This is a genomic window from Bradyrhizobium oligotrophicum, assembly GCF_051168495.1.
Lineage (GTDB): Bacteria > Pseudomonadota > Alphaproteobacteria > Rhizobiales > Xanthobacteraceae > Bradyrhizobium > Bradyrhizobium oligotrophicum_A.
The window spans coordinates 467,567-485,997 of the sequence record NZ_JBNPVB010000001.1 but is presented as its reverse complement, the minus strand read 5'-3'; the positions used below and the strand labels follow the sequence as shown (position 1 = coordinate 485,997).

The 18,431-nt window shown below is 67.2% G+C and carries 11 protein-coding genes; 2 read left to right on the top strand and 9 right to left on the bottom strand.

The window, feature by feature from the left end:
• Positions 1–93: 93 nt before the first annotated feature.
• From ACQR1B_RS02080 to ACQR1B_RS02055, 6 genes are all read right to left on the bottom strand, one after another.
• Complete coding sequence (locus tag ACQR1B_RS02080; RefSeq protein ID WP_434831474.1) at positions 94–2,127, bottom strand: methyl-accepting chemotaxis protein; 2,034 nt, start codon at positions 2,125–2,127, stop codon at positions 94–96.
• Positions 2,128–2,142: 15 nt separating this feature from the next.
• Positions 2,143–3,087, bottom strand: a complete 945-nt coding sequence (locus tag ACQR1B_RS02075) for a TRAP transporter substrate-binding protein (protein WP_434831475.1) — start codon at positions 3,085–3,087, stop codon at positions 2,143–2,145.
• A 205-nt stretch (positions 3,088–3,292) separates the two neighbouring features.
• A complete protein-coding gene (locus ACQR1B_RS02070; RefSeq protein WP_434831614.1) occupies positions 3,293–5,308 on the bottom strand; it encodes a methyl-accepting chemotaxis protein in 2,016 nt (671 codons plus the stop codon).
• A 34-nt stretch (positions 5,309–5,342) separates the two neighbouring features.
• On the bottom strand, positions 5,343–6,236 hold the full coding sequence (locus ACQR1B_RS02065; protein WP_434831476.1) for a TRAP transporter substrate-binding protein: 894 nt from the start codon (positions 6,234–6,236) through the stop codon (positions 5,343–5,345).
• A 185-nt stretch (positions 6,237–6,421) separates the two neighbouring features.
• Entirely contained in the window at positions 6,422–7,081 is a 660-nt protein-coding gene (locus ACQR1B_RS02060; RefSeq protein WP_434831477.1) for a nucleoside-diphosphate sugar epimerase, read from the bottom strand.
• Between the two features lie 143 nt (positions 7,082–7,224).
• Positions 7,225–9,540, bottom strand: a complete 2,316-nt coding sequence (locus ACQR1B_RS02055) for a Tex family protein (RefSeq protein WP_434831478.1) — start codon at positions 9,538–9,540, stop codon at positions 7,225–7,227.
• 196 nt (positions 9,541–9,736) lie between these two features.
• Between ACQR1B_RS02055 and ACQR1B_RS02050 the strand changes: the two genes are divergently transcribed.
• The gene (locus ACQR1B_RS02050; protein ID WP_434831479.1) at positions 9,737–11,797 is read left to right on the top strand and encodes an ATP-dependent helicase; all 2,061 of its coding nucleotides are present in this window, start codon (positions 9,737–9,739) and stop codon (positions 11,795–11,797) included.
• A gap of 228 nt (positions 11,798–12,025) precedes the next feature.
• On the opposite strand, the gene ACQR1B_RS02045 is transcribed toward ACQR1B_RS02050, so the two are convergent.
• Together ACQR1B_RS02045 and ACQR1B_RS02040 are read right to left on the bottom strand one after the other, a co-directional pair.
• Positions 12,026–12,985 (bottom strand): fatty acid desaturase, encoded by a 960-nt coding sequence (locus ACQR1B_RS02045; protein WP_434831480.1) that lies wholly within the window; start codon positions 12,983–12,985, stop codon positions 12,026–12,028.
• A 14-nt stretch (positions 12,986–12,999) separates the two neighbouring features.
• Complete coding sequence (locus ACQR1B_RS02040; protein ID WP_434831481.1) at positions 13,000–14,025, bottom strand: alpha/beta fold hydrolase; 1,026 nt, start codon at positions 14,023–14,025, stop codon at positions 13,000–13,002.
• 859 nt (positions 14,026–14,884) lie between these two features.
• Between ACQR1B_RS02040 and ACQR1B_RS02035 the strand changes: the two genes are divergently transcribed.
• Positions 14,885–15,925, top strand: a complete 1,041-nt coding sequence (locus tag ACQR1B_RS02035) for an LLM class flavin-dependent oxidoreductase (RefSeq protein ID WP_434831482.1) — start codon at positions 14,885–14,887, stop codon at positions 15,923–15,925.
• A 200-nt stretch (positions 15,926–16,125) separates the two neighbouring features.
• Here the strand turns inward: ACQR1B_RS02035 and ACQR1B_RS02030 are convergent, their stop codons facing one another.
• Entirely contained in the window at positions 16,126–18,237 is a 2,112-nt protein-coding gene (locus tag ACQR1B_RS02030) for a tetratricopeptide repeat protein (RefSeq protein ID WP_434831483.1), read from the bottom strand.
• Positions 18,238–18,431: the final 194 nt, after the last annotated feature.

The window sequence follows — 18,431 nt, the reverse complement described above, 5'->3', positions numbered from 1 at the left end:
CCCCTGGAGGTCAACTCCGGCCGCAGCAGCAGCAAAGGGCAGCGATCCTCGCTGCCCTCCCCGCCAACTCCCGTCGTCGGCAAGTGACCGCGATCAGGCGGCCGTCCGGATCGTCTGCAGGAAATCGTCGACATTGCTTTTCAGCGACGCCGCCTGCTGCTGAAGCGCCGCGGCTGCAGCGAGCGCAGCTTCGGCTCCCGCATCCGTCTGCCCTGCCACCGAGCGCACATCGCCGATCTCCTGCGTCACCGCAGCCGTGCCGCTGGCGGCCTGCTCGACGTTACGGGCGATCTCACTGGTCGCAGCGCCCTGCTGCTCGACCGCAGCCGCGATGGCATTGGAGATTTCGGCGATCTCCTTCACCGTCGTGCCGAACTGCGCAATCGCCCCGACCGTCTCCTCAGTGGCGTTCTGGATGGCGGCGATCTGGCTCGAGATCTGCTCGGTCGCCTGCGCCGTCTGCGAGGCAAGGTTCTTCACCTCGCTGGCCACGATCGCAAAGCCTCTGCCGGCGTCGCCGGCACGCGCCGCCTCGATCGTCGCGTTGAGCGCCAGCAGGTTGGTCTGACTGGCGATCGCCTGGATCAGTTGCACGATGGTGCCGATCCGTTCGGCTGCGCTCGACAGGCCGTTGATCAGTTCGGAGGTCCGCTGGGTCTCATGCGTGGCCCGGTTCGACACCGATACCGAACGCTGCACCTGCCCGGAGATCTCGCGGATCGAGGCCGCCAGCTCCTGCGTCGCGGAGGCCACGGTCTGCACGTTCGCGGAGGTCTGCTCGGCGCGGCTGGCGACCGCTTCCGCAAGTCCGCGACCGCGCTCGGCGACGCGTGCAAGCTCCTTGGCGCTCTGCCCCATGTCGCTGGCGCGCCCACCGACGCCGGTGATCACGCCCTGCATGCCTTGCTCGAAGCGCCCGGCCAGATCGGCCATCATCCGCGCGCGCTCGGCTTCGACCACCTCGCGTTGCGCCGCGGCGTCCTGCTCCATGCGGCGGACGGTCAGCGCATTCTCGCGGAACACCTCGACCGCGCGGGCCATCCGCCCGATCTCGTCGCGCTGCTCGCCGCCGGGAATCGGCTGCTCCAGTTCGCCCGCCGCCAGCGACTGCATGCGGTCGGTCATGCCGCGGATCGGACCCGAGACGCTGGCGCCGATCAGCCAGGCCAGCACGGCGCCGAGCACGACCGCGCCCGCCGCCGTCACGACCACGGTCTGCCTGGTGTCCTCGACGGCCACGCCGGTTCTTGCGCCCTGCTCCGCACGCGCCGCGCCGAGCTGCTGATTGATGCGGCCGACTTCTGCGTCGATGGTCGCGCTGGCCTTGGTGAGCTCGGCCTGTTTGGCACGCAGCTCATCGGCGAACTTGATCACCTCCTCGAGCGCCGCGGCATCGGCCGTGAGCGCCTCCTTCAGCGCCACGACCAGCATCTTCAGCTTGGCCTCGCCGGTCGGAGCGATTTCGCTCTCGGTGGCGCCGACCACGGCTTGCGCATTGGCCAACGCATTCTTGGCATCCACCGCATCGGCGGTCGCCATCGTCGTGCCATAGCGCATCACCGAGACGCGGACGCCGTCGACCGCCGCAGCCAGACGCAACGGCTGGAACAGACGCTCCGTACCGGTTCGATTGGCGAGCGCGACCTGGATGCCGGCGACGTCGAGCCCGGCGGTGGCGCCATGCGCATCGGTCTTGGTCGTCGCCGCACGCAGCCGGTCGACCGCTTCAGCCGCTTGAGCAAACGAGGATCGGTAGCTGGCCAGGGCCGTGCGGACCGGCGCAATGCCCGCGCCGATGGCCGGCAGCTTGCCATAGCGCTGCTCGGCCTGATCAGCGAGGCGGCTGACGGTTTCGATGGCATTGGAGGCCAGGTCCTTGTCGCCGATATTCCAGGTGCGGATGAACTTCTCCACCGCACCGTTGGCGCCGAGCAACGCAGCGCGCACCTGCGACATGCCGGCATCGCCGGCTGCGCTCGTGACGAGTTCATCCACCGTGCCGCCGATGCGTCCGACCTGGACCATCGCAAAGCCGCCGAGCAGCACGAGGAAGGACAGGACCAGGGCGAAGCCGCCGAAAATGCGCGGCCGGACGCCGATCCACGAGAGCGAAGATGACAGTTTCACGGAAATCACCTGGACTTAGCGAGTGGACCGGATGGCGGCGATCAGCTCCTTGCCGAACCGCTTCTCGAATTCGGGATCGAGCGTCTTCACCGCATCGACGAAAGCCTGACGATCGATCCTGTCGACGACCTCCATTCCCGCGGCACGCAGCTCCTTCAGCTTGGCCTCGTCGACCTGCGCCTGCCAGGTCGCTTCGGCGCCGGCCTTGGCGGCCGCCATCAACGCATCCTGATCGGCGGGATCGAGCTGCTCGAACATCGCGCGATTGGCGACGAACGCGACCGGCGCGAAGAAATGACCGGACATCGTCAGGTACTTCTGGACCTCGAAGAAGCGGCTCGTCGAGATCGTGGTCAGCGGATTTTCCTCGCCGTCCAGTCGCCCGTCCTTCAACGCGCCGTAGACCAACGGGAAGTCCATCGGCACGACTTCGGCGCCCAGCGCCTTGAAGGCCAGCTTGTAGGTCTCATTGGGAATGACGCGGATCTTGAGACCCCTGATGTCCTCGGGCGTGCGAATCGGGTGCTTGGAATTGGTGAGATTGCGAAAGCCCTGCTTGCCGAGGGCCAGCAGCACCAGCCCCTTGTCGGCGAATTTGGCGGCGATTTGTTTGGCGATCGGACCCTGCATCACCGTCTTGGCATGCACCTCGTCGCGGAACAGGAACGGAATATCGAACACGCTCAGTTCGGTAACGACGGAGCTGACGACGCCGCCGGTCAGCACCGCGACATCCAGGGCCCCCGATCGGGTGGCTGTGAGGATGATGGGCTCGCCGCCGAGCGCGTTGCCCGACCGCCCGTCGACGATGAAGCGGCGACTTTCCGCGAGCTTCTCCCGGAACAGTTCGGGGCCGGCCGCCACCGATATCATCCGCGGCGTCGCCGCGCTCTGATGCGGCACAAGCAGTGCAGCCGCCGTCGCTACGGCGATCCCAAACTCTCGAATCGTCTTCCTCATCTTTCCACCGTTGTGTTCAGCACCCGCGAATACCTATCAGGGAATGGTAGGTAGGATATTAAGAGCGGCAGTTTTGTCCTATACGCGAATGGGACATTGCTGATCGCCATGCCAACGATAAAAGGCCCGCACGGTGGGGCGTGCGGGCCTTGCTACAAACTAACAAGTTCCGAGATTCGGAACTACCAACCAAGCCGTCCCGCGCTCAGGCTGCGGTCCGGATCGTCTGCAGGAAATCGTCGACATTGCTCTTCAACGACACGGCCTGCTGCTGCAGCGCTGCAGCGGCCGCGAGCGCGGCTTCCGCGCCGGCGTCGGTCTGCCCGGCAACGTTGCGCACGTCACCGATCTCCTGCGTCACCGCCGCCGTGCCGGTCGCGGCCTGCTCGACGTTGCGGGCGATCTCGCTGGTCGCGGCGCCCTGCTGCTCGACGGCGGCCGCGATCGCGTTGGAGATTTCGGAGATTTCCTTCACCGTCGTGCCGAACTGAGCGATGGCTCCCACCGTCTCCTCTGTCGCGTTCTGGATGGCGACGATCTGGCTCGAGATCTGTTCGGTCGCCTGCGCCGTCTGCGAGGCGAGACTCTTCACTTCGCTCGCCACGATCGCGAAGCCTCTGCCGGCCTCGCCGGCGCGCGCGGCCTCGATCGTCGCGTTCAGCGCCAGCAGATTGGTCTGACTCGCGATCGCCTGGATCAGCTGTACGATCGTTCCGATCCGCTCGGCGGCGGTGGACAGGCCATTGATCAATTCCGAGGTCCGCTGGGTTTCGTGCGTGGCCCGGTTGGACACCGAAACCGATCGCTGCACCTGTCCGGAGATCTCGCGGATCGAAGCTGCGAGCTCCTGGGTCGCGGACGCCACGGTCTGCACGTTCGCGGAAGTCTGCTCGGCGCGGCTCGCGACCGCCTCCGCCAGCCCGCGGCCGCGCTCGGCGATCTGCGCAAGCTCCTTGGCGCTCTGGCCCATATCGCTCGCCCGGCCGCCGACGCCCGAGATCACGCCCTGCATGCCCTGCTCGAATCGACCGGCCAGTTCGGCCATCATCTTGGCGCGTTCGGCTTCGGACGCCTCCCGCTGCGCCGCGGCCTCCTGCTCCATGCGGCGGACGGCAAGCGCGTTGTCGCGGAAGATCTCGACGGCGCGGGCCATCCGGCCGATTTCGTCGCGCCGCTCGCCGCCGGGAATCGTCTGCTCCAATTCGCCGGAGGCCAGCGATTGCATCCGGTCGGTCATGCTGCGGATCGGGCTCGATACGCTGGAGCCGATCAGCCAGGCCAGCACGGCGCCGAACAGCACCGCAACGGTCGCCGTGACGATCACCGTCTGCTTGGTGTCCTGAACCGTGACACCCGTCCTCGCGCCCTGCTCCGCACGGGCTGCGGCGAGTTGCTGATTGATGCGGCCGACGTCCGCGTCGATCGCCGCGCTGGCCTTGGTAAGCCCGGCCTGCTTGGCACGCAGGTCGCTGGAGAACTTGGTCACCTCCTCGAGCGCGGCCTCGTCGGCCGTCAGCGCGTCCTTCAAGGCCGCCATCAGCGCCTTCACCTTGGCGTCGTCGACGCCGGCGATTTCGGCCTCGCTGTCGGCGATCGCGAGCCGCGCATATTTGAACGTCAGCTTGGCATCGTCCGCATCGCCCGATGACAGCGAAGCGTTGTATCGCGCCACCGTGACACGGACCGCGTCGACGACGCTCGCGAGCCGCAGCGGGTTGAGCAGCGGCTCGGAGCCGGCCCGATTGGCCAGCGCGACCTGAATGCCGCCGACATTGAGACCCGCCGCGGCGCCGAGAGCCTCGGTCTTGGTCGTCGCCGCACGCAACCGGTCCACGGCATCGGCCGCTGCGGCGAACGAGGAGAGATACGCCGCTAGCGCGTTGCGGACCGAGCCGACACCTTCGCCAATCACCTGCAACTTGCCGGACTGCTTCTCGACCTGGTCAGTGAGCCGGCCGACCGCGTCGATCGCCTTGCCGGCCGTATCCTTGTCGCCGACATTGCCGGTGCGAATGAACTTCTCGACCGCTGCGTTGGCGCTGAGCAGAGCGGCACGCACCTGCGACATGCCGGCGTCGCCGGCTGCGCTGGTGACCAGTTCGTCCACGGTCTGGCCGATGCGCCCGACCTGGAGCACGGCGAAGCCACCGAGCAGCACGAGGAAGCTGAGGATCAGGGCGAAGCCGCCGAAGATCCGAGGGCGCAGGCCGATCCAAGACATCAACGAAGAATTTTTCATGGGACTCTGAGGCCGTTCAAGGAGTGGACCTGATGCTGGCGAGCAGCTCTTTGCCGAAGCGCTTCTCGAAATCGGGCTCGAGCGGCTTCAGCGCATCGACGAACGCCTTGCGGTCGAACGTCTCGGTGATGTCCATGCCCCCCTTGCGCAGCTGATCGACCTTCTCGGCATCGGCCTGCGCCTGCCAGGTGACCTCTGCCGCGGCCTTGGCCGCCGCGACCAGCGCCTCGCGGTCGGCCGCGTCGAGATGCTCGAACATCGCGCGATTGGCCACGAACGCGATCGGCGCGAAGAAATGTCCGGTCAGCGTCATATATTTCTGCACCTCGTCGAAGTGGTTGGCCGCGATCGTGGTGGGCGGATTTTCCTGGCCATCGAGACGCCCGTCCTTGAGCGCCGCATAGACCAGGGGAAAGTCCATCGGGATGACGTCGGCGCCGAGCGCCTTGAACGTCATCTGGTAGACCGGATTGGGGATCACGCGGATCTTCAATCCCCTGACGTCGTCCACGGTGCGGATCGGCCGCTTCGAGTTGGTGACGTTGCGGAAGCCCTGCTTGCCGAGCGCCAGCAGCACCAGCCCCTTGTCGGCAAATTTGGCGCCGATCGCAGCCGCCACGGGCCCCTGCGCGACGGCCTTGGCGTGGGCGGTGTCACGGAACAGGAACGGGATGTCGAACACGCCCAGCTCCGGCACCGCGGCGCTGGCGACGCCGCCGGACACCACCGCCACGTCGACCGCGCCGGACCGGGCCGCCGCCAGCACGGCGGCCTCACTGCCGAACGCATTGCCGGCGCGCTCGTCGATGATGATCCGCTTGCCGACCAGCGCCTGCAGCTTGACCCGAAGCTCGTCCGAGCCGACCTGCTGCGGGTTCTGGGGCTGGGAGATGAAGACCAGCGACATCATGCGCGGCGACGCTGCTGCCGCGGGAGACGCTCCGAGCAGCGCCGTCGCCATCAGTCCTGTAACGCAAGAGGCCCAAAGTCGTCTGCGCATGAAGCACCGAATTGTTATTCCCGGTGCATGATTACCATCGAAATGTGGTTAAGGTGTTAAAGGGCGTCATGCCGACTTCTCGCGTTTTGGTATCCCTAGGCCCGCTTCGGCGCTCCGCGCATCTCGCCCGACAGCAAGACCCTCTTCCCCGCCGCTGACGGAACGTTGGCCAGCAGCGCATTGGCGACATCCGCCGCCTCGATGGGCTTGTAGTTCGCCGGAATCAGGAAGCCGAAGATCTTGTTCAGCGTGTTGCCCCATTCCTCTCCCGACCGGCTCGGCTGTCCCAGCTCCGCCCGCGCGCCCACCAGCAGTGACGGCCGCGCGATCACGAGGCCCCCGAAGGGCAGCGCGGACAGATCATCTTCGAGCTCGCCCTTGACGCGGCTGTAGAAGATGCTCGACGCCGCGTCGGCGCCCATGGCGCTGACCAGGCCGACCCGCGTCGTGCCGCTCGCGAGCGCCGCCTTGGCGACGGCGAGGTTCGCATCATGGTCAATGGCGCGGAAGGCGGCCTGGCTGCCGGCGACCTTGATGGTCGTCCCGAGCGCCAGATACAGCTCGTCGGCACGCGGCAGCGGCGGCAGCGCGGCGAAGTCGACGACATGGGCGGTCAGCTTGGGTGAGGCGACCGGCGGCGCCCTGCGGCCGACGACGTGGACCTGATCGACGGCCGGGTCGGCCAGCAGGCCACGAAGAAGCTCGCGTCCGACGAGACCGGTGGCCCCGGCAATGATCACGGTGCGGTTCGTCATATCCGGTCCCCACGCAGCGCCTGCGGATCAAGATAGACATCATCCCGGCGAGACGGAAGGCGAGGACGATCCTCATTGTTCAGCCCGACGCCGCGGAAGGGCTCCCGCGGCGCATGATCGTTGTCCGTAAGGCGACCGGCGCCTCAGGCGCCCTTGCGCCGCTCCGCAGCCTTGGCCATGGCCGCGGCGAGCGCGCCGCCGCCGGAGGGCTTCTCCTCGCGCGTGGTCATGCTGCGCGCCGCCGGCGGCCGCGCGCTGGTGCGCTTCTCGCCCTTCGCGGGCAGCGGATCGGACAGCCGAAGCGTCAGCGAGATGCGGTTGCGCGGCACGTCGACGTCGAGCACCTTGACCTTCACGACCTGCCCCGGCTTCACCACCTCGCGCGGATCGTTGATGCGCTTCTCCGACATCGCCGAGATGTGGATCAGGCCATCCTGGTGCACGCCGATGTCGGCGAAGGCGCCGAACGCGGCGACGTTGGTGATGGTAGCCTCCAGGATCATGCCGGGCTTGAGATGGGTGATCTTCTCGACACCCTCCTGGAAGGTCGCGGTCTTGAACTCGGGACGTGGATCGCGGCCGGGCTTATCCAGCTCCTTGATGATGTCGGTGACGGTCGGCACGCCGAAGCGCTCGTCGGCGAACTTCGCCGGATTGAGCGTCTTCAAGGTCTTGCTGTCGCCGATCAGCACCTTGATGTCGCTCTTGGTCGTCTCGAGAATCTTCTTCACGACCGGATAGGCCTCGGGGTGCACGCCGGACGCGTCGAGCGGATTGTCACCGTCGCGGATGCGCAGGAAGCCGGCGCACTGCTCGAACGCCTTCGGACCCAGACGCGGCACTTCCTTGAGCTTGTCGCGGCTCGGGAACGGGCCGTTGGCATCGCGATGTGCGACGATGTTCTGCGCGAGGCTCTCGCCGATGCCGGACACGCGCGCCAGCAGCGGCGCCGAGGCGGTGTTGAGATCGACGCCGACCGCGTTCACGCAGTCCTCGACGGTGGCGTCGAGCGCGCGCGCAAGTTCGTACTGATTGAGATCGTGCTGATACTGGCCGACGCCGATTGAGGCCGGCGGCACCTTGACGAGTTCGCCGAGCGGATCCTGGAGGCGGCGGGCGATCGACACCGCGCCGCGGATCGAGACGTCGAGATTGGGGAATTCCTTGGCGGCGAACTCCGAGGCCGAATAGACCGACGCGCCCGCTTCCGACACGATCGCCTTGGTCAGCTTGAGATCCGGCTTCAGCTTGACCAGGTCGTTGACCAGCTTCTCGGTCTCGCGCGACGCCGTACCGTTGCCGATCGCCACCAGCTCGATGCGATGCTTGATGCAGAGCTGCGCCAAGGTCAGCATGCTCTCGTTCCACTGCCGCTGCGGCTCGTGCGGATAGATCGTGGCGTGATCGACGAACTTGCCGGTGCGGTCGATGACGGCGACCTTGACGCCGGTGCGGAACCCGGGATCGAGCCCGAGCGTGGCGCGGCCGCCGGCCGGCGCCGCCAGCAGCAGGTCACGCAGATTGGTGGCGAACACGCGCACCGCCTCCTTCTCCGCCTCCTGCCACAGCCGCATGCGGATATCGAGCGCCAGCGAGGTCTTGATGCGGGTGCGCCAAGCCCAGCGCACGGAGTCCGACAGGAACTGATCGGCGGGGCGGCCCTGCCGCGAGATCCCGAACGTCACCGCGATACGGTTCTCGTACAGCGACGGGTCCTTGGAATCCTCCGGCTCGCCATCGCCGAAATCGAGCTGCAGCACCTCTTCCTTCTCGCCGCGCAGCATCGCCAGGATGCGGTGCGACGGCAGCTTGGTGAACGGCTCGGCGAAATCGAAATAGTCGGCGAACTTGGCGCCCTCGGTCTTCTTGCCGTGCCGCACCGTCGACTTGACGGCGCCGCGGCCCCACATCTCCTCGCGCAGCGAGCCGACGAGGTCGGCGTGCTCGGCGAAGCGCTCGACCAGGATCGCGCGCGCGCCTTCCAGCGCGGCCTTGACGTCCTTGACCGGATTCTCGCCGTCCTTCTTGATGAACGCCTTCGCTTCGACCTCAGGTGCCTTCATCGGATCGCCGATGAGCATATCGGCGAGCGGCTCGAGCCCCGCTTCCTTGGCGATCTGCGCCTTGGTGCGGCGCTTCTCCTTGAACGGCAGATAGATGTCTTCGAGGCGTGCCTTGGTGTCGGCCGTTGCGAGCGCCAGCTCGATCTCCGGCGTCATCTTGCCCTGCGACTTGATGCTCTCGATGATCGCCGTGCGGCGCGCATCCATCTCGCGCAAATAGCGCAGCCGCTCCTCCAGATTACGCAACTGCGTGTCGTCCAGCATTCCCGTCGCTTCCTTGCGGTAGCGCGCGATGAACGGAACGGTCGCGCCGCCGTCGAGCAGGTCGATCGCGGCCTGGACCTGGGCATCCCTGACGGAGAGTTCAGCGGCGATGATGGACGCAAAATTCGGCACGGCGTTCTTCCGAGATTCGTGACGGGGGCTGATTGGATAGGAGTGCACGCGCGTCAGCGCAAGCGGCAGGCCGACGCTCTGTGGGCAACCGTGGCAAAAAAGACCGGTTGCGAATCACCCAAAACGCTGCCGCAAATGCGCCACGTCGTTGCGCCTGCGAACGGAATCGCGGATTCTGCAGCCCTGGGAGCGATTCGTGCAGGCCACCGCCGCGACATATCTCGACGATCTCAATCCGGAGCAGCGCCGCGCCGTCGAGCATGGCGGCTCTCTGGCCGCGCCGGGGCCGCCGCTGCTGATCATCGCCGGCGCCGGCTCGGGAAAGACCAACACCCTGGCGCATCGTGTGGCGCATCTGCTCGTCAACGGCGCCGACCCGCGGCGAATCCTGCTGATGACGTTCTCGCGCCGTGCAGCGAGCGAAATGAGCCGGCGGGTCGAGCGCATTGCGCGCAAGGTGCTGGCCGGCAAGGCCGAGGCGATCACCGCCGGGCTGACCTGGGCCGGAACGTTTCACGGGCTCGGCGCGCGGATGCTGCGCGACTATGCCGAACGCATCGGCCTCGATCCGGTGTTCACGATCCATGATCGCGAGGATTCCGCCGACCTGATGAACCTGGTGCGGCACGAGCGCGGCCTGTCTAATACACAGCGACGGTTCCCGACCAAAGGCACCTGCCTTGCGATCTACTCGCGCTGCGTCAATGCCGACATGCCGCTCGACGACGCGCTGGTGCGGCATTTTCCCTGGTGTGCGGAGTGGGCCGGCGAGCTGAAAGGCTTGTTTGCTGCCTATGTCGAGGCCAAGCAGGCCAATGCGGTGCTCGACTACGACGACCTCTTGCTCTACTGGGCACAGATGATGGCCGATGCAGCCATTGCGCAGGAGATCGGCGACCGTTTCGACCATGTGCTGGTCGACGAATATCAGGATACGAACCGGCTGCAGTCGCAGATCCTGCTCGGTTTGAAGCCGAACGGAACGGGACTGACCGTCGTCGGCGACGATGCGCAGTCGATCTACGCGTTCCGCGCCGCCACCGTGCGCAACATCCTGGAGTTTCCCGATCAGTTCAGCCCGCGCGCCGACATCGTCACGCTCGACCGCAACTACCGTTCGACGCAGCCGATCCTCTCCGCCGCCAACGGCGTGATCGGGCTGGCCCGCGAGCGCTTCACCAAGAATTTGTGGACGGATCGCGCAAGCTCCCGCAAGCCGCAGCTCGTCACCATCAGCGACGAGGCCGATCAGGCCCGCTACATCGTCGCGCAGGTGCTGGCCAAGCGCGAGGAAGGCATCGTGCTGAAACAGCAGGCCGTGCTGTTCCGCACCTCGTCGCACAGCGGGCCGCTGGAGATCGAGCTCACACGCCGCAACATTCCGTTCGTGAAGTTCGGCGGCTTGAAGTTCCTCGACGCCGCCCACGTCAAGGACGTGCTGGCCTGCTTGCGCTTCGTCGAAAATCCGCGCGACCGCATCGCCGGGTTTCGCGTGCTGCATCTGATTCCGGGCATCGGTCCGGCCTCCGCGCAGCGGCTGCTCGATGCCGTGAGCGACTGCGCCGATCCGATCGCGGATCTGTGCGCGCAGCCGGCGCCGGCACGTGCCGGCGACGACTGGACGGCGTTCGTGCGCACGCTGCAGCAACTGCGAGACTCGGACTGGCCGGCCGACATCGAGCGCATCAGGCAGTGGTATCAGCCGCATCTCGAGCGCGTCCACGAGGATGCCGAGGTGCGCAGCGCCGATCTGCTGCAATTGGAGCAGATCGCGAGCGGCTACCCCTCGCGCGAGCGATTCCTGACCGAGCTGATGCTCGACCCGCCGGACGCGACCTCCGATCAGTCCGGCGTGCCGCTGCTCGATGAGGACTATCTGATCCTCTCCACCATCCACTCGGCCAAGGGCATGGAGTGGAATTCGGTCCATGTGCTGAACGTCGTCGACGGATGCATGCCGTCCGATCTCGGCGCCGGCACCAGCGCCGAACTGGAAGAGGAGCGCCGGCTGCTCTATGTCGCGATGACCCGCGCCAAGGATGACCTGCACCTCTTGGTGCCGCAGCGCTTCTTCGTCCATGGCCAGCCGGTCCGCGGCGATCGTCATGTCTACGCCTCGCGCACCCGGTTCATTCCGGAGGCGCTGGTGCATTTGTTCGAGCGCGTGAGCTGGCCGCGCGCGCAGCCGGGCGCGGCATATGCGAGCCAGGGACCGCGCATCGATTTGGGTGCGCGCATGCGCGAGCGGTGGCGGTGAGCTAGCCACGCGGCATCCGGTGTCCATGACTGCGCCCTCTCCCCTTGTGGGAGAGGGCATCACCACTATCAGCGGCATATTCACTCGGGTGAGGGGTTCGTGCCGCAAATTCGGGCCTGAGTTCGTGGCAACCCCTCACCCGGCTTTCATGCTGCGCATGAAAGCCACCCTCTCCCACAAGGGGAGAGGGTGCACCGCCCGCGCGGCAAGAGCTTGGACTCGAACTCATCACAAGTCAGCCTTCGTCCCCTCCCACTGCTGACGAAACCACGCCCGCGTCTGGCGCGTCACCGCGACGTAGCCCTGCCCGCGATGCTTGATCTCGCCGTCGACGATTTCGTGCAGCTTGGGCAGCGCATGAAACGGCACGGCCGGATAGGCGTGGTGTTCGACGTGATAGGGCATGTTCCAGGCGAGCCAATGCACGACGCGTGTCGTGAACGTCGTGCGGGTGTTGTGGAAGGCGCTCTTGGTGTGGTCGCAGCCGACGTGCTCGGCATAGAGGTAGGGTCGCAGCACGAACTGGCCGAGCAGCAGCGGCAGCACCCAGACCCACAACAGGAGCGCGCTGTGCAGAACGAGTAAGCCGAGCAGCAGCACGGTGTAGCCGGCGACGTAACAACGCGCCTCGCGCACGATGGTGGCGCGGCGGCCAGCGGGAACCCACGGCACGGTCACTTCGCCCGTGACGGCATGCTTGAGCAGCAGCCGCAGCCGGCCGGCCACCTGGACGAGGCCCGAATAGGCGATCGCGAGCTGCGTTTCGGAGCGCGGCTTCGGGCCGACGATCAGTTCAGGGTCGCGCTCGGGATCCTGGGTGTGGCGATGATGCTCCCAATGGAACAGACAGTAGTACTCGTAAGGCAGCCCGATCAGGAAGCCGGAGATGGTGCCGACCACGACGTTGAGCGTGCGGCCGTCGAACGCGGTCTTGTGTGCAGTCTCGTGCACGGCCATGAACAGGAAGGCGACGAGCACGCCCTGAACCAGCACCAGGGGCAGCGCCCATGCGACGCCGTCAGCCGACACGATCAGCCCGATCAGCGTCCCCACGACGATGATCGCGCCGTAGTGCGCGAGCGCGCGCAACGCGCCCTGCGAAGTCGAGCGCCGGCACAGCGCCTGCAGCATCGCCGGCGTCAGCAGCTTGGGGCGGGGCGCGAATTCGTCGGTGGTCACATCGCTCATGACAGACTCGGCACTCAGCTCTTGAGGAGGGTTGAGACGTTGGCGTTGATGAAGTCGCGATCGGCCGGGATGCGGATCGGATTGCCGGCACGGTGGCCATGGATCGAAGGAATCGGCCGCAGTTGCGCGGAGCGGGCGTTGACCAGCTTGGGCAGCTCTCGCTCGTTGTCGCGCCAATCGAAGTAGCGATCGGTCTGCCCGGGCATCAGCAGCATGCGCGCGGTGATCGCGCCGAGCGCGCGGTCGAGATCGCCACCGAAGGCCGCGCAATTGCTGAGGTCGCCGCCCTGCCAGATCGCGATCTGCGTCAACAGATTGTTCGCATCGCGATGCGCGAAGGCGGTGTCCCAGACGCCGGCGAGATAATCCTCCTGTGTTGCAAAGCCCTGCTCGCGCCAGGCCGCGTCGCGATAGAACTCGTAGGACATCGCCCATCCCGCATAGATGCGGCCCATCGCGCGCAGGCCCGCTACCGGCTTTTCCACGAAGCGGCCGTCGCGGTACGCAGGATCGGCCGTCAGCGCCGCCTTCACGGCGTCGAGGAACACATGGTTGTAGGGCGAGCAGCGCGCGCTGCCGCACACCACCGCCGCGCGTTCGACCATGTCGGGATGACAGGCGGCCCAATGATAGGCCTGCATGCCGCCCATCGACCAGCCATAGACCAGCGCGAGCCTGGTGATGCCGAACTGCTGCTCCAGCAGCCGGCGCTGCACCGCAACCGCGTCGTGATAGCTGATCGCGGGGAACGCCCCATCATCGCGCGGCGTGTTGGACGGCGAGGACGACAGCCCATTGCCGAACAGGTTCGGAATGATGATGAAGTATCTGGCAGGATCGAGCGCGCCGCCGGGCCCGATCAGCCATTCGGTGTCATGGTGCTGCGCCCCGAACGAGGTCGGATAGAGGATGACGTTGTCCTTGGCCGCGTTCAGCGTGCCGTAGGTCTTGTAGGCCAGCCGCAACGACGGGAACGTCACGCCGGATTGCAGCAGAACATCGCCTGCCTCGAAGATCTGATAGTCGCTGCCTGCTGTCATGCGCGCTGCTTCCGGGGTTCTCGATGCGCCGAGCCTAGGGGATGCGCGGCCGGCCGACACGCCCATTTTTTGGCATGGCCTGATCGCGCGAGAGGCGCCGCCGGAGGCTCGGTGCGGATACGGGCATGAAGATGCAGTCTCGCGGCCGGTTTCGCCCGAGTCCTGCCGGATGGAACACCCTCGAAAAATTGAGGGCGCAGGGAATGCCGGGTGAAGGCCCCACCCATGGCCCGCCTGCGAAAGAAATGCAGGCGGCAGGTACCACAGGCAAAGCCGATCAACCGGCATTCCCTGCGCGATGGGCTTACGGCTGCTCCGTGCTCTCCCCGGTGTCCGGCTTGTGAGCCACCGTTTGCGACAATGCGCTTCGCGCATTGCGCAGACATCAGCGTCGGGATGCCAGGACCACACGGCTTGACCGTCCGCAACGGATCGTTCGTCGGCGCGACCTGCGTCACGCTGCGATCCACCACGGCCACCGCATCCCCGCCTCGCGTCTCGTGACGACCGCGCGTACGCCCCTCATCGATGAGGCGGGATGCGCGCAATAGAGCATAGTTTTCGGAAAAACGAAAGAGGAATTTTTCGAAGTCCCCCGCCCGGATGGATCTCGGTGTTTGTGCCCGTCCTCTCGCATCCGTCATGGCCGGGCTTGTCCCGGCCATCCACGTCGTTCGTTGGGCGTGGCTCGACGTGGATGCCCGGGACAAGCCCGGGCATGACGTGCCCCCAATTGAAAGCACGCCAGTGGCAACCGGGCCGAAACCCAGTGTTTCATCGAAGCCGCTTGCAATCCGGTTCCGGCCCTTCCAGCTGACGCACAGACGCCGTAAGACGGCCCGACGCAATGGAATGAGACATGACCACAGCAATCGAATTCGGCCTCGACACGTTCGGCGACGTCACGCGCGGCGCCGATGGCGCGGCGGCCACGCATGCCCAGGTGATCCGCGACGTGGTCGAGGAGGCCGTGCTGGCCGACCAGCTCGGGCTCGACTTCATCGGGCTCGGCGAGCACCACCGCGGCGATTTCGCGATCTCGGCGCCGGAGGTGGCGCTGGCGGCGATCGCCGCGCGCACCACCAGGATCAAGCTCGGCTCGGCGGTGACGGTGCTGAGCTCGGATGATCCGATCCGTGTGTTCCAGCGGTTTGCGACGCTGGACGCGGTCTCCAACGGCCGCGCCGAAGTGATCCTCGGCCGCGGCTCGTTCACCGAATCCTTTCCGCTGTTCGGCTTCGACCTCAAGGACTACGAGGCGCTGTTCGAGGAGAAGCTCGATCTGTTCGTCAGCCTGCTGCCGCAGCAGCCGCTCACCTGGCAGGGCAATCTGCGCCCGCCGCTGAAGGAGCAGTTGGTCTATCCGCCGGTCGAGCATGGGCGGCTGAAGGCCTGGATCGGCGTCGGCGGCAGCCCGGAGTCGGTGGTGCGCGCCGCGCATTACGAACTGCCCCTGATGCTCGCCATCATCGGCGGCGACCCGACGCGGTTTGCGCCCTATGTCGAGCTGTATCACCGCGCGATCAAGCAGTTCGGCCGCGAGGTGAAGCCGGTCGGCGTGCATTCGCCGGGCTACATCGCCGACACCGACGCGCAGGCGCGCGAGGAGCTGTGGCCGGACTACAAGACCATGCGCGACCGCATCGGCCGCGAACGCGGCTGGCCGCCGATGGGCCGCGACGAGTTCGTCCAGGAGGCCGATCACGGCTCGCTCTATGTCGGCTCGCCCGAGACCGTGGCCCAGAAGATCGCGGCGACGATCAAGGCGCTGGGCATCTCGCGGTTTCAGCTGAAATATTCCGCCGGGCCGCTGCCGCATGCCAAGCTGATGCGCAGCATCGAGCTGTATGGGCGGGTGGTGGTGCCGCGGGTACGGGAGTTGCTGGCGGCTGCGTCCTGATCATCGTTGCTTAACTGGCGCGTCGGTGAGCCTCGGTGATGCAGCACCCACAAATGTCGTCCCGGCCTCCGCGCCGGGACCCATACCGCGTGATCTCTCGATGACGCGCGGTGGCCGCGTCCTTCGCCCAACCACCAGTCGGGGCTATGGGTCCCGGGTCTACGCCCGGGACGACAGCGAGGGCTTGGACAGCGCAACGCTTACGACGCAGGCACACCCGGCAGCAGCAACTCCCGCTCTCCCGCCGCCACGCGCGCCAGCTCCGCCGCCGCGCGTGCCAGCACGCCGTCCCAGGCCATCGGCCTGTTCTGCCGGAACAGCCGCATGGTCGGATACCAGGGCGTGTCGGCGCGGTCGCGCAGCCAGCGCCAGTCGAGCGCGTAGGGCAACAGCATCCAGACGGGCCGGCCGAGCGCGCCGGAAAGATGCGCGACCGACGTATCGACGGAAATGACGAGGTCGAGCGCGGCGACGGCGGCGGCGGTCTCGGCAAAGTCCTTCAGCAGCGGCCCGAGATCGATGATGTCGCGACCGAGTTCGGCCATCACCGGCGCGTCGTCCGGCCGCGGCTCCTTCTGCAGCGAGTAAAGCTGCACGCCCGGCATCACCAGATGCGGCAGCACGTCCCTCGCGGCGAGCGAGCGCTGGCGGTCGCCCTTGTGCATGGGATTGCCGGCCCAGACCACACCGACCTTCACCTGCGGCGCACGGCCGAGCACGTTGCGCCAGGCTGCGACCTTGACCGGATCGGCAGCGAGATAGGGCACGTCGGCCGGGATCGTCTCCAGCGTGGTGCCGAAGATGTGCGGCAGGTCCATCAGCGGCAGTTGCAAGTCGAAACGCGGCAGCGGCTCGCCGCGCGCCACCACGGTGACGCCCTCCAGCCCCCGCAGCAGCGGCGCGATCGCCGGCTGCACCTGCAGCACGATGCTGCCGCCCATCGCCTTGACGCGCTCGACATAGCGCACGAACTGCAGCGCATCGCCGATGCCGTATTCGGCGAACAGGAGTAGCGTGCGCCCTGCGAGCGGCTCGCCCTGCCATTCCGGCGCATCGAAGCGCTGCATGCCCTGGCAAATATCCGGACAGTCGCGGCCCCAGCGATGCTCGGCAAAACCGCTCGCGAGATCGCCGCACATGAGCAGGAAATGCGCGTGGTTGTAGCGCGTGACCGCGTTGTCGGGCGCGAGCGCAACCGCCTGGCGCGAGGCGGCCAGCGCGGCGTCGATGTCGCCGGCATTGCGCAGCGCCACCGCGAGATTGGCATGGCCCTTGGCATAGGCCGGATCGGCGGCGACGGCGCGGCGATGCGCCGCGACGGACTCGCCGGTCTCGCCGCGCCTGTCGTGGATGATGCCGACATTGGTGTGCGCCGGGGCGTGATCGGGCTGCAGCGCCAGCGCGTGCTCGCAGGCGGCCATCGCCGCATCGAGCTGGCCGATGCCGCACAGGCAGGCGCCGAGATTGCTGAGCACCACGACGTCGGTGGGCGCGAGCACCGCGGCGCGGCGATAGGCCTCGACCGCGTCGGCCGGACGTCCGGCCTCGTGCAGCGCGTGGCCGAGCAGCCGGGCAGCGTCGGCATCGCCGGGCGTGAGATCGCAGGCGCGGCGGTAGTGGATGGCGGCATCGGCGAAAGCGCCCTGCCTGTAGAGCACGTCGCCGAGGCTCCTATGCAGGCCGGCATCGGCGGGACGGGTGGCCAGCGCGTGCAGATAGGCCGGTACGGCCGCCTCGTCCTTCGCCTGGTCGGCGAGCACATGCGCCAGCGCCCGCCAGGCCTCGGGATAGGCCGGATCCCATTCGAGCAGCGCGCGGTACGTCGCTTCGGCCTCCGCCAGGCGGCCCTGGCGGCTCAGCGCCAAAGCGAGATTCCAGCGCGCGCCGAGCAGCGCAGGATCGAGCGCCAGTGCCTGGCGATAGGCGGCCTCGGCCTCGGTGAAGCGCGACAGCTCCAGCAGCGCGCTGCCGAGCTTGCCGTGAATGGACGCGTCGAGCGGCCGCAACGCCGCGGCGCGCGCGAAGGCATCGGCGGCGCCGTCGCGCTCGCCTTTCACCGCCAGCGCGTCGCCGAGCGTCACATAGGCCGGCGCATGGTCGGGATCGCAGGCGAAGACACGCCCGAGCAGTTCCGCGCCCTCCGCCATGCGGCCGTCGGCAAAGGCGAGGACCGCCGACAGATGCAGCGCGGGCAGATGATCCGGGGCCGCCTGGAGGATGTCGCCGCACAGGACACGCGCCGGCTCGGGCCGCCCGGCCTTGTAGTGATCAGCCGCCTCGATCAGCAGCCTCTCGACAGAAACAGCCCCCATGACATCCCCACGTCTCGCACTCGGATGAAGGCTTCAACGTGCGGGACCGCCAAATCAGGCGAGAAGCGGGCAATGGCTTCGGACACGGCCGCGGGTCGAGTCCGGCTGCTACGAACCCGTCCGGCTCATGGCGACAGGCCGTCCGCGGCGAGAGACTCGCGCCGCTGCCTGAGCGGAAGGGACGAGCGCACGGT

Excerpts from the sequence above, each read along its gene's own strand:
- ACQR1B_RS02075 (WP_434831475.1), bottom strand. The coding sequence starts at position 3,087 with ATGAGGAAGACGATTCGAGAGTTTGGGATCGCCGTAGCGACGGCGGCT.
- ACQR1B_RS02070 (WP_434831614.1), bottom strand. The coding sequence starts at position 5,308 with ATGTCTTGGATCGGCCTGCGCCCTCGGATCTTCGGCGGCTTCGCCCTG.
- ACQR1B_RS02065 (WP_434831476.1), bottom strand. The coding sequence starts at position 6,236 with ATGATGTCGCTGGTCTTCATCTCCCAGCCCCAGAACCCGCAGCAGGTC.
- ACQR1B_RS02060 (WP_434831477.1), bottom strand. The coding sequence starts at position 7,081 with ATGACGAACCGCACCGTGATCATTGCCGGGGCCACCGGTCTCGTCGGA.
- ACQR1B_RS02045 (WP_434831480.1), bottom strand. The coding sequence starts at position 12,985 with ATGAGCGATGTGACCACCGACGAATTCGCGCCCCGCCCCAAGCTGCTG.
- ACQR1B_RS02040 (WP_434831481.1), bottom strand. The coding sequence starts at position 14,025 with ATGACAGCAGGCAGCGACTATCAGATCTTCGAGGCAGGCGATGTTCTG.
- ACQR1B_RS02035 (WP_434831482.1), top strand. The coding sequence starts at position 14,885 with ATGACCACAGCAATCGAATTCGGCCTCGACACGTTCGGCGACGTCACG.
- ACQR1B_RS02030 (WP_434831483.1), bottom strand. The coding sequence starts at position 18,237 with ATGGGGGCTGTTTCTGTCGAGAGGCTGCTGATCGAGGCGGCTGATCAC.